At 45.8% G+C, this 13,153-nt stretch carries 4 protein-coding genes; all 4 read right to left on the bottom strand.

Annotated features, from left to right (window positions below):
- Positions 1-19: 19 nt before the first annotated feature.
- The 4 genes from fabD to KAI37_RS16630 are packed head-to-tail and all read right to left on the bottom strand — an operon-like array spanning position 20 to position 13,151.
- On the bottom strand, positions 20-2,293 hold the full coding sequence (fabD, locus tag KAI37_RS16615; protein ID WP_071641644.1) for an ACP S-malonyltransferase: 2,274 nt from the start codon (positions 2,291-2,293) through the stop codon (positions 20-22).
- A 31-nt stretch (positions 2,294-2,324) separates the two neighbouring features.
- On the bottom strand, positions 2,325-3,278 hold the full coding sequence (locus KAI37_RS16620) for an acyltransferase domain-containing protein (protein WP_220029847.1): 954 nt from the start codon (positions 3,276-3,278) through the stop codon (positions 2,325-2,327).
- Between the two features lie 60 nt (positions 3,279-3,338).
- On the bottom strand, positions 3,339-4,214 hold the full coding sequence (locus KAI37_RS16625; RefSeq protein ID WP_025718361.1) for an SDR family NAD(P)-dependent oxidoreductase: 876 nt from the start codon (positions 4,212-4,214) through the stop codon (positions 3,339-3,341).
- Positions 4,215-4,274: 60 nt separating this feature from the next.
- Complete coding sequence (locus KAI37_RS16630) at positions 4,275-13,151, bottom strand: hybrid non-ribosomal peptide synthetase/type I polyketide synthase (RefSeq protein ID WP_220029848.1); 8,877 nt, start codon at positions 13,149-13,151, stop codon at positions 4,275-4,277.
- Between the last annotated feature and the right edge of the window lie 2 nt (positions 13,152-13,153).

The raw sequence follows: 13,153 nt of genomic DNA on the forward strand, positions 1-13,153 counted from the left end.
TTTTTCTCCACACCTATACTCACATTATCGTTAAAGCTTTATACCTTTCATTCAGGTATTCCGCAGTTTCAACCATTATTTTTTGTCCTATTTCATCAACATGCCTGTTCTTCCAATTCTCAAAGATTGTTCCCTTGACCCATTGGTTAAAAGCGCCGAGGGCTGGTCCGCAGTGTACTTGATAATCAACCTTACTGTGTTTGTCTCCATTCATTGCAAGTCGTGTAGAATAAGTAAAGTACCATCTAAATATCAACGCCATCTTACGTTTAGGAATTCTTTCAGCTTTTTCAATGATCTCAGCCGGGTAATAAGCTTTAATATCTTCATATACTTGTTCAATACTCTTCTTAAAATACTTTTCTTCGATATATTTTTTGGTTCCGCTATCAATTTCATCTATGGAGTTATAATTACGGTAAAGATCATATAATTTATTTGCCCTAGCCGGGAAAAAAACTCCTTTTTTCATAACCTGAATTTTCGCTCCCATTTCAAACATATCCCCTGCGGGAGCGTAGTCTGTATCCTGTATATTTAACTGCTGGAGCAAATCCTTTACATCATCACTTGTCCCTGCTTCAACCGTACATTGGTTGATTGAGCCTGTCATGATAAAATCCGCACCCAGTATAAACGCTGCCGCAGCTGCTTGTGGAGTCCCTATCCCTCCGGCTGCCCCTACCCTTATACTTTTATTGTATTGATACTTAAGTAACGCTTCATCCCTCATTTTAAGCATTAACGGAACCAGTACATATGCAACCGCATGATCAGTATGCCCGCCTGAATCAGCCTCGACGCACAGATCGTCTACCATAGGAATTTCCATCGCCATCCGTGCCTCATCCCGGCTTATCCTATTTTCCTCGAGCAGTTTATTTACGATATTCTGAGGCGCAGGACTTAAGAATGCCTCCACAACCTCGGGTCTTGATACTTTCGCTATAATCCTGTTCTGCGGTGTTACGATCCCCTTTTCATTTCGTTTCAACCCCTTCAATCTGTACCTTACCAAAGAAGGCGTTATACTCATGAACGCAGAGGCTTCAATAGTTCTAACACCGTATTTTATGTACAAATCAACGATGTTATTTTCTATTTCCAGGTGATCGGGAACATGAATAAGATTCATTCCATAGGCTTCGCCTTGGTTCAATTCTTTCTGAATATACTTTATAGCTTCTTCAAGGGCCTCAATCTTGACTCCCCCTGCCCCAAAGAATCCCATCATTCCTGCCTTACCAGCCTTTACGACCATTTCTTTTGAAGATATCCCCTTATACATCGAACCCATAAGATACGCGTATTTAAGTCCATAATATTGTTTGAATTCGCCATGACCAAGAGACTCCGCCGTAAATCGTTGGCCGGCTATACCATTCTTCGACTTTACTTCCTGTGCCTGCTCGCTACGTTCCTCATCCTCCCTCACAATCAGCGGTTCTGCTTCTCGTTGTATTGCGTTAACCAACCCTGTTATGACTTTTCCAGGCCCAACCTGTATGAACTGGGTTACATTTTTACCCATTAGATATCTTATACTTTCCGACCACTTGACTGGACTTACGATCTGGTTGATCAGCGTACTCCTTACATCTTGCTGCCTGTAGGGTCTGGCATAGATATTTGAAATGACCGGTATTTTCAATTTTGAGAATTCGAACTGTGACGCATAGGCCTCAAATCTCTGTCTGGCATCTTCCAAATACCTGGAGTGAAATGCTCCGCTTACATTTAAAATCACATAGTTTGTGGCTCCTGCATCCTCAAAAATTGGCTGCGCCTGCTCAATCATGTCCTTCGGTCCTGAGATGACAATCTGGCTGGGCGAATTAAAATTGGCAACATCAATCTCCCTTAAATTATTTTTCCCGATAACTTCTCTAAATACTTCCTCGTTCAAGCCTATGACCGCTGCCATACCACCACCGGTAGCCTTGACCATCAGTTCTCCTCTTTTTTTAACCAGCTTCAAGCCAGTTTCAAAGTCAAATGCCTCTGCGGCAAATAAGGCATTGTATTCACCCAGGCTATGTCCTGCAACATAATCGGGTTTTCTTCCAGTCTCTTTTAATTTATTTAGATAACTCAAAGCGTTTACGACAAATAGCGCCGGTTGGGTAAAATCCGTTTGTCCTAGTTGATTGGCAGGATCTTCAAGACACAGTTTCTTAATAGAATAACCAAGAATAGCATCTGCTTTTGCAACCAATTCCTGAAATTCGTCAAACAGCCCTACTCCCATGCCTTTGGCTTGAGCCCCTTGTCCAGGGAACAGATATGCGATCATTTGTGTCCTCCTTTTTGCTAGTGAATGCATATTAGTTGAATATTTCAAATAGACGATCCAAATTTTTCATATCGTTTTGAAAAGGTGAAAGAATAGAACAAATACTTGCCATTTTCTTGCTACCAAAATTGTACTTCACAAAATTAGCAAGAGTGCCAGAGGGGCCAAGGTCAATATAGATAACCTCGTCCCCGTCTCCCAGACATTTTAAAGCGTTCCGAAAACGGATAGGTTTTCTAGCAACATCCCAAAGAAAACGGTTGTCAAGGGATGCCGCCTTTCCTCCGTACATAGATGAAACCATATTTATAGTCGGATTCCTTAGGGTTTTAAGCTTTAAATACGCTGTATATTCCAAGGCTATAGGGTCCATTAAGGAAGAGTGAAAAGCAAACTGGACCGGTAATCTTTGACATATAACCTCATTTGCTATCAAGTAGCGTTCAATTTCTTCCAGTTCCTCACAGCTGCCAGAAATGACAAAATGCGAGTCATAGTTGATTGATGCTAACTCTGAGTTGGCATTCAATACGGATATTTGGTCATACAGACTGAGGTCGCCAATTACGGCCAGCATGCCACCCTTTGGACAGTAGGTTTCTACCATTTCTGCTTGCTTGACAAGGCATTGAAGAGTATCTTCATAACTCATACAACCAGCCGCAGCAACAGATGCAAACTCACCGAGGCTGGAACCCAAAACATAATCAGGATAAATCCCCTTTTCCAGTAATACCTGTGTGAGGGCATACTCCACCATGAAAATTGCAGGGTGAGTATATAACAGGCTATCAAACACGTCTCCTCTCCCACGGTTGTCGTCGTACAGCATTTTTAATACGGACCTGCCTGTAATATCCGTATGAATCTCATCCAGCTTGGTCATCCATTTTCGGAAAACTGGATTTAACTTAAATAATTCTCTTCCCATGCCGTAGTATTGTGAGCCTTGGCCTGAAAACATAAAAATCACAGATCTGTCCATTCTAACCTCCACAACATACTCATTGATAAAATCCCATTAAAACGATTTAAAACAAATATTTCACAGTAAATTGCGAACTAATTGCATTTGGGAAGGTGTGGGATTGCTTTCGTTAAGGACATTCTCCATATGTTGTCTTATTGCAGGTTTGAATTTCGGCTCTGTTATGATATATAGCTGCCCTTTTTTGATTCCCTCAAACATCTGATTTGCTACATCCTCTGGAAGTATTCCATTCTGGACAGCCTTGCGGGCCAATTGATTAATGACTTGTCTTTCCGGGGGAAGATTTCCTAGTCCGGTCTGCTTACTCAGCTCCGTCGGTCGGTTCCGTTCAGCATCCATAATTTGGGTGCGTACGAACCCGGGGCAGACAACTGAAACCCCTACATTGGAACCTATCAATCTGAGTTCTTGGTGTAGCGTTTCAGACAAGCTTAAAACGGCATGTTTTGACGCGCTATATATGCCATTACCAGGGCCGGACAATAGCCCGGCGATGGAAGCTGTATTCACAATATGACATGCGGTTTTCTGTTTCAGCATAATAGGAACAAAAATTTCAGTTGCAAAGAGAATCCCCCATATGTTTACGTTTATTACCCACTGCCAATCCGCCACCGTATTTTCCCACAATAAGCAGCCCGTACCGGCGTCCACTCCTGCATTGTTGAACAAAAGATGCACAGCTCCAAATGTCTGAACCGTTTTTTGCGCTAATGCACGTATATCAGCTTCTTTGGAAATATCCGTCACCACGGATAACGTTTCTGCACCCATGTCTTTCAATTGTTTTTCTGCCCTTAGAAGGGCCTCTTCCTCAATATCCGCGAGGACGACTTTCATGCCCTCATTTACACATCGGTCCGCAATAGCGCGGCCAATCCCACTGGCAGCTCCCGTAACTACGGCTATCTTATCTTTAAATTCCCTCATGATTTACCTCCAGAATATTTTGTATTTTCCATCTGATAGTGATCGGTTCCCTGTTTATGTTTAAAACAGGGTTATCGGTAGGGGGATTCTGCGGACATCTTTATCCTTATGAAGTGCGTCCCATGAAATCCTGCCCCCCTGGGTCCAATACATCGCTATATTTTCCATATTTTTCTCCTCTAGCAGCAATTGAGAAACGGTCTCTCCTATTTTCCCTGAGAGAAGCGCACTCGTGTTTGAGTCTTCTGCACTTTCTCCTATAAATAAAGGAATAGATGCCCCTTCGGGCCCGTTGCCGCTATCGGCTATTTCGAGAAGTTCCCTAAGACCTGTGAGTAGATCCTGCCGCGTACTCGCTACGATTGCCGCCCGGCATGTCATTGCTTCGCGGCCTGTCTGAAGTGTAAAGGCAATATCTTGTAAGGCATCATCGCTCTGCTGCTCCAAATATCCCAGTAATTGATTGGCAAGCGCCATCAGTCTCTCACGGTTTATGTCCGAGAGAATCACCACTTGGGGCTGATCTGCCACTCGTAAATGAATGTTGTCTTTTTCTAAAGGGATATATTCTTCCAGAATGAAATGCACATTAGAGCCTCCCGCACCAAAGGAGCTTACGGTTGCCCGCAACGGGAATTCCCGTTCTTCTCCCTGAATCTCAATTACAGGCCGCTCCCATTCCTGAACCTCCCGCTGCAAATAAAATGGAGTATTACTGAAATTAATATTAGGGTTAAGCTTCTCGGCCTTAATGGTAGGAACCAGTTTTCGATGCCACAATTGCAATATGACCTTGGTTAGCTGTGATATTCCCGAAGCCGCTTCTGCATGCCCTATATTGGATTTGACTGAGCCAATGGCACAAAATTGCTGCTCAGTCGTAAATTTCTGGAATGCTTTATTCAAAGCAGCAAGTTCAATAGGATCTCCCAATGTAGAACCATTTGCGGCTGCCTCTACATAACTGATCGTCCGGGGGTCTATACCGGCTTTCAAAAAGTTTTCTTCGACTAGTTGCGCCTGCGCATTTGGGTTAGGGATTGTATATCCATTGCTATGTCCCCCATGATTGGTTGCCGTGGATTTAATAACCGCTAAAATGCAATCTCCATCCTGTACAGCCCTATGAAGCGGTTTTAAGAGTACCGCTCCGACTCCTTCCGCTGGAAGGTACCCATCCCCATCTGCAAAGCTTCTGCTATCTTCATGACTTCCAATCAACTGATTTTGACTGGATTCAATATACTTTTTGGGGCTGGTCAATAGATTCCCCCCGCCAGCTACCGCTATTTGACACTCTCCCCTGATCAGGCTTTCACATGCCATATGGACAGCTACAGCTGAGGAAGAGCTCATCGTATCAATGGATATGCTCGGTCCCTGGAAATTGAAATAGTGCGACATGGGGTTTGCGACTGCAACAGATCCAAATGATGTTACCCGTTGGGCAGAGTCCGGTTCGATATCACAGGAGCAGTATTTGTGATACGTAGCGCCCACATAGACGCCAACCTTGTTCTGGTGCTTCTTCTGTATGGCCTCTCTCGTATACCCTGCACTTTCAAGCAAATTCCATATTATTCCCAGGAAGAGTTGCTCCATCGGGTCCATTAAACTGATCTCATAAGGGGTGAGATGAAAGAATGCTGGCTCTGACAGGCTTATTCGTTCCATGAAACCGCCCCACTTGCAGTAGGTTTTTCCCGGCTTGTTTCTCTCCTTGTCAAAATAAAGATCGTGCTCCCAACGATCTTTTGGAACTTCGGTAATGCAATCCTTGCTTTCTTGGAGATTGCTCCAGAACTCCTGAAGATTTTCCGCACCTGGATATTTCCCGGACACCCCGATGACAGCAATGTCCATCGCTCCTGTTTCTTGTTTCTTCTCCTCCTGAGGCTCTACCTCGGTTGCCGAAAATTGGGGACGACGGAATATCGGAGAAGGGGCTTTTACCTGCTCCATACCAAACCATTCAATCAATTCGCCTCGATGCGATTCCAGAAAATATTCTATTAAACTCTGGATATTCGGATATTCAAAAAGTAAGGTCCTCGATAGCGGTCCGAAGTTTTTTTCCAGCTCATCGGTTAATTCCATTGACTTTATGGAGTCAACACCGTAGTTTTCCAGATTTTTGTCCTCTTCAATGCGATGTTCCGGCAGTCCAGTGGACGAAGAGAGCAGGCTCTTTAGGTAACTTGTCATTTTTTCACGCAGCAGCTCTTCTTCCTGGCTGGACACTACCTTATTTGTTATAGAAGTTGTGTCGGCTTTTGCACCCGCTGCTGCTGCTGCCTGACCTATGCCAAACAAAGCGATCAACTCGTCTCGATAGGCTTCCACAAAATATTCCGTCAAACTCCGAATATCTGGATATTCAAAAAATAGAGTCCTCGACACCTGATAGAACGTTTTCTCAAGCTGGTCGGTCAACTCCATAGACTTTATAGAATCCACCCCATAATTTTCAAAAGGTGTATCCTCTTCGATTCGATATACGGGCAGACTAATGGACGATGATAGCAGAGTCTTCAAGTAATGGACCGTCTTTTCACGCAGCAGGTCCCCTTCTCTGCCGAACACTTCCTTGTTTGCTGCAAAAGTTGTGTCGGCTTTCGCGCCTGCAACCGCTACCTGATCTATGCCAAACAAAGCGATTAATTGGTCTCGATAGGCCTCCATAAAATATTCCGTCAAACTCCGAATATCTGGATATTCAAAAAATAGAGTCCTCGACACCTGATAGAACGTTTTCTCAAGCTGGTCGGTCAACTCCATAGACTTTATAGAATCCACCCCATAATTTTCAAAAGGTGTATCCTCTTCGATTCGATATACGGGCAGGCTAATGGACGATGATAGCAGAGTCTTCAAGTAATGGGCCGTCTTTTCACGCAACAGGTCTTCTTCCTGGCCGGACTCTGTCTTGTTTGCTGTGGAGAGAACGTTGTTAGCTTCTGACCCGAGCGCCTGATCCCGGGATGCTTTGCCGCTTTCTTCAAGCTGTCCCTCCATGATCATCATTTTACTGATTAGCTCTACGTCTCCTTCAATCACCATGACCTGATCCGGTATACAGGCTATACTTTGGTACAGAGCACTCATTCCTGTCTCTGTCCTCATTGCATGCATACCCACCTTCTGCATGGCCTTCTCCGTCTCCTGGTCAGGCCGCATTCCGCCATCTTTCCATAACGGCCAATTGATGGACAGCGTTTTGCCTGCACGCTCCATGGAGGATACCAAGGTATTGCGGTACCAGGCATATGCATCCATAAAAGCATTCGCGGCAGCATAGTCAGACTGACCTGCATTACCACCCACTCCCGAACCTGACGAAAACAGGATAAAGAAGTCAAGAGCAATGTCTTTACTGGCTTGGTCCAGATTTACCAGTCCCGCAACCTTGGGCGCCAGCACTGCCCTGAATTCCAGGCTAGTCTTTTTAATCATGTAGTTATCCTGGATTATTCCAGCACTGTGCAGGATGCCGTTGATTCCGCCGTATGTCTGTTTGATATCTTCAAATAAGCCAACCACAGCTTCCTTCCGCGTGACATCCACCTGCCTGTATTCCACCCGGGCGCCCAATACCTTCAATTCCTCCAATGAGGTCTGCTTGTCCTGGTCCAATAGGGAACGTCCACTAAGAATCAAAGTCACTTCCTTGGCCTGACGCGCAATCTCTTTAGCAAAAATAAGACCTAACCCCTTTGCTCCTCCAGTAATCAAATAAACCCCGCGGTCTTTCCATGGAATATCCGGTGTCTCTGATGGCATTTCTGCTTTACTCCAGACAGGAATCCAACGTTTGCCTTCTGCAAACCGGATGCGGCTATCCGCAGGGTGTCGGCTGCTCGTCTTTAGTTTTTCGATGAGCCCTTCCATTTTTTCTGTACCCTCAACTTCAATTAACTGACCATGGATCTTTGGATTTTCCTTTTGCGCAGTTTTGAGTATGCCGCACAGCCCAGCGAAGAGCAGCTTTTCATGTTGAGGCATCGTTACAATCTGCACCAGCACCTTGCCTTTGGGTTTGTCATTCAGGATACTTTTTATTTTTTCAAAAACCTGGACAGCATACATTTCGAAGCGGCGATCGACCTCCTCCATACCGGATTGCAGAGTGATACATTCCACTCCTGCCAAGGAGGACTCGATATCTCCAGCAGCAATGGTATCTGTTTCGCAGAGCATTACCACATGTCGTTCGTAGATGGGAACCATCGTGTCCTCCGCAACCGCCTGTTCTTTCCAGAAGGGTTGGAGCATCATTACACCAAGTGTTTGCTCACATGCGCCCACTTCCTTGTAGGAGCATCCTTTTATGCGCACGCAGACCTGGCCTGCCTCATCACACAAATCAATGTCATACTTCTGCGTATTATGACCAGCCCCGCTTCCTTTGCTATACCGAATCAACGCCCACATTTCACAGGGACATTCCCGAAATATTTCGAGTCCCTCAATGGCAGTCGGCCGTATTTTCTGTAGAGGGTCGATGCCTGAAGGCCGCATGATATTTTCATCATTCGAAAACAAGTATGCCGGCGGCATTTGCAAAGCAGCGTTTATTATAAAGGGATGCAAAACAAATAAGCCCTCAGTATTCCTAATACCGGAAGGCAACGATAGCTTGGTCAGCACTAACCCCTGTCCTATATGCACTTGTTCATTGGCCTGATGTCCCGGACTGTAGTCGGCTCCCATGCCCCACACTGCTTCATCGTCTATCCCAGGCGAAACATGCTGAAAGCACTCCATCTGCAAAGCCTGTATATCCCACGTTTCCGCTTCATTTAACATCTTCAGTTCGGCACTACCCTGGCTGTGTAAGACAGGGTCCCCGGCTTCTGTTAATCTGCTGTAGATTTTGAAGCCAATCGCTCCTTGATCTCCCGGAAAGAGCCCTATATGTATTTCTAACGGCTGATCTCCTATAGCGGGAGCATGTGTCCATACAATATCTTTAATAGTGATGTTTGACTGACCCTTCTCCTGTACTGTTAACGACTGCTCAACCGCTGCCCGCACCATTTCAAGGCATGCCGCTTCTGACAGGACAAGCTTTCCGTCAACTACGGAGTCCTTCAGATAAAACTCCTGGCTGCTAAAGGTTGAACTAAATCTTTGCTCAGAAAGTACGGAGGTGTTTTGATGCAGTAATGGATGTAGATGTGCAGCCGTATTGGCGACAGGCTTTTCTTCATCTACATGTATCCAATAGCGTTCTCTGGCAAAAGGATATGTGGGTAAAGGGATACGGCGGGGCTGGACATCACCGTAAAGTCTGCTCCAGTCCATATGGACACCCTTAACCCACAAGTCTGAGATTCTTTCATACTTTTCCGCTAGAATCTGTAAATCAACCGTTTCATCGAGCGTTTTCTCCTCTGAGGCCATGTTCAAGCTCTCCTTGTCTCGCTTGGCCTGTCCCCGGTAAAGCTGTGCAATACTCTGTCTTCCTCCAATAAAGTCCCGCAACTTGTTTTTAAGTTCCTCCACTGATTCAACGACCACAGCGAGGCGCTCTTCCATCGCCTCACGTCCTGTCTGCAAGGTATAAGCCACATTCACCAGATCGTGATCGGAAAACTCATTCCGATCCATTGCAGCAGCCAATTGGCTTACCTGCTCCTTCAATGCTCCATCACTTTTTGCCGACAGAGCTATGACGACCGGTCTTGGAGGAGTAAAGGGATTTTGAAAGTCATCATCCTGTTCCGAAGGGAGGTATTCCTCAAGGACGATATGGGCATTAGCCCCACCGGCTCCAAAGGAAGATATCCCGGCGATCCTCGGGTATACCCGTTGTTCGCCGTCCTCCTCCACTATCGGACGCTCCCATTCAGAAAGACCCTGTTGGACTACAAATGGCGTTTTGGAAAAGTTTATATTAGGGTTCAGTTTTTGGGAATGCAGGCTAGGGGCAATTTTCCGGTTTTTCATTTGCAAGATGATTTTAGCAATGCCTGCAATCCCTGCGGCCGCCTCTAAATGGCCTATGTTTGATTTTACCGAGCCGATAGCGCAAAATCCCGTGTCCTGCGTATCTTTCTTAAATGCCTGGGTAAGCCCGGTGATTTCAATAGGATCGCCGAGCTCCGTTCCAGTACCGTGGGCCTCAATATAACTGACTGACCGGGCATTTACGCCTGCTTTATCAAAAACCTCTCTAATCAGTTCACCCTGTGCTACCGGGTTAGGCACGGTATACCCGTTTGTTTTTCCTCCATGGTTGATACGGGTTCCCCGAATAACGGCATAGATATGGTCCTTGTCTGCAATGGCTCGTGACAAAGATTTGAGCAGTACGACCCCTGCACCTTCGCCAGGGACAAATCCATTCCCGCCTTCCCCAAAGCTTTTACACCGCCCGTCAGGCGATAGCATTCTCATCGTACTGAGAAAGATATAGCTTGAAGGATGAAGATATAAGTTGACTCCTCCAGCAACAGCCATCTCGCATTCACCGTTATAGATATGCTCACAGGCCTCGTGAATTGCAGTTAATGAGGAAGAGCACATGGTATCAACCGGGATACTGGGCCCCTTTAAGTTCAAGAAATAGGATATTCTGTTGGCTACCGAGCTGAAGGAGGTTCGCGGAAAGACGGGTTGTCCTTGTTCCCACAGCTTTGGCCCGTATAAATTGAACCCCGTTCCGGTAATTCCTGCAAAGACGCCAATCCGGCCATTATACTGTTCGGCGAGCTGTTCCCTGCTATATCCTGCATCCTCGAAAACCTTCCAGCATTCTTCCAGGAATATTCGTTCCTGAGGATCCATACTCATCGCTTCCCGGGGAGATATATTAAAGAAGAGAGGATCAAAATCTGCAAAATCCTCCACAAATCCTCCATATTTACTATAGCTTTTGCCCTTCTCAACAGCTTCTTTGATGTCGGAACAGTAGAACCCTTCCCTCTTCCAGCGTTCCGCAGGGATTTCTGTTATACAGTCTTTTCCCTGTTCCAGATTGCTCCAGTACTCTTCCATATTTTTGGCCTGCGGATATCGTCCGCTTATACCAATGATGGCTATTTGCTCGTGTTTCACACGATCTCTGTTAGTAGCCGTGTTGCGGATATGATTGTTTTCTTCCTTTGGCAGAGGTGACAAAGAAAACTCGCTGGCAGCATGCACAGTTGCGGAAATGGAGACGGATTTCTCTTCCATCTTTATCGGGCTTCCGAGTCCTGTCCACCGTACGCATTCCTTGTAATAATCAGCAATAAAATATTCGGCCACTGCCTCCAACGTCTGATATTCATAAAACAAGGTCATTGATATGTCTCCAAAAATGCCCTGCAGCTTTTGATTAAGCCTTGTAATCATGATGGAGTCTATGCCATAGCTCTCCAAAGGCTCGCTGACATCAATCTTGTCAATGCTCAGCTTGGTAACTTCTCCAAACAATAGTTTTAGCTGATATAAGGTTTTTTCCAGAAGCAGTTCAAGATTCACCTCTGAAGAAACTGACTCTTCAACATATTCTTTCTCCTGCGGTCGGGACTCCAGAAAATACTTACGCAATCTGGATTGCTCACCTTCTATTACTAATAACTGATTCAGACCAATGGTCAGACCGTTATATAAAGCCTGGATACCGTTTGAAGCTTGCATGGCTACCATGCCAATACTTTGCCAAGCCCTCTCTGTGTCATCGTCCACATGCATCCCTCCATCCTTCCAGAGAGGCCAATTGACAGATAGCGTCTGCCCTTTGCGCTCCTTTGAGGATACAAGGCTGTTTCGATACGCGGCATAGGCATCCATAAAGGCATTTGCGGCAGAATAGTCGGCTTGACCGGGGTTGCCCATAATCCCAGCTATTGAGGAGAAGAGAATAAAGAAATCCAGATGTAGCTCCTTGGTCGCCTGATCTAAGTTCACCAGTCCGGCAACCTTTGGTGCCATTACTTCCGCGAACTCTTCCTGTGATTTATTCATAATAAAACGATCCTGTATTACTCCAGCACTATGAAGGATACCATCAAGGCCTCCATACTCTTCTCTGATCTCAAGGATCAATTTGGAGACCTCTTCCTTCTGTGCTACATCTACCTGTTTGTACTCAACGCGGGCCCCCAGCGCCTTCAGCTTCTCCAATATGGCCTGTTTGCCTTCGTCCGGATTTGAACGTCCTACAAGAACTAGCGTGGCTTCCCTGACTCGCTGGGCGATATCCTCCGCAAAAATAAGTCCTAAACCTCCTGCACCACCCGTAATCAAATAAGTCCCCCGATCCTTCCAGGGTACTCTTCCCGTTGTCTCGGTGGGTTTCATCTCGTTCCAGCCGAGAACCAAACGTTTGCCATCCTCATACCGTATCCTTTTATCCTCTGGATATTGACTGTTCTCTTTTAAATTCTCAATCATTTCTTCCAGACCAGCTGATTCCAATTCTACGAATTGCCCTACGATTTTCGGGTTTTCTTTCTCAGCTGTCTGCAGTAATCCCAACAGTCCTGCGAAAGGTTGCTGCGCGCTTTGTGCGGAAACTGCAATCTGTATCAGTACGCTGCCCTTGGAGTCCTCTTTGAGAACCATTTGCACTTCCGTAAGCAGCTGGAGGGCATACGCCTGAAAGCGTTCATCCATGCTGCTTTGGCTGGCATGCAGCTTGATGCAGCGGGTTCCTTTCATGAGCGATTCAATGCTGCGCTCCGCGAAATGATCCAGTTCGCAAAGCACCACTAGATGCTGGCTAAATTTAGGGCGTGCCATTTTCTGGAGAGCAACTTGCTCTTTCCAGAAAGGCTCAAGCATAAGGACTCCCGTATCCGCCAAGGGCCCAGCAGTCCTTGTTCCTCTTTGCGGGGCCTCATGTGAAGCCATTTGAGCTTGAAATTGGCGTATTTTTACAATGGCATCCTCTTTCTGTATCCGTCCGCTTTTTACCTCGCCTAGAATATATTGAAAAAAGTCCTTCATCT

Source organism: Paenibacillus sp. S25 (assembly GCF_019454085.1).
GTDB classification, from domain to species: Bacteria; Bacillota; Bacilli; order Paenibacillales; family Paenibacillaceae; genus Paenibacillus; species Paenibacillus polymyxa_B.

Excerpts from the sequence above, each read along its gene's own strand:
- KAI37_RS16630 (WP_220029848.1), bottom strand. The coding sequence starts at position 13,151 with ATGAAGGACTTTTTTCAATATATTCTAGGCGAGGTAAAAAGCGGACGG.
- KAI37_RS16620 (WP_220029847.1), bottom strand. The coding sequence starts at position 3,278 with ATGGACAGATCTGTGATTTTTATGTTTTCAGGCCAAGGCTCACAATAC.
- fabD (WP_071641644.1), bottom strand. The coding sequence starts at position 2,293 with ATGATCGCATATCTGTTCCCTGGACAAGGGGCTCAAGCCAAAGGCATG.
- KAI37_RS16625 (WP_025718361.1), bottom strand. The coding sequence starts at position 4,214 with ATGAGGGAATTTAAAGATAAGATAGCCGTAGTTACGGGAGCTGCCAGT.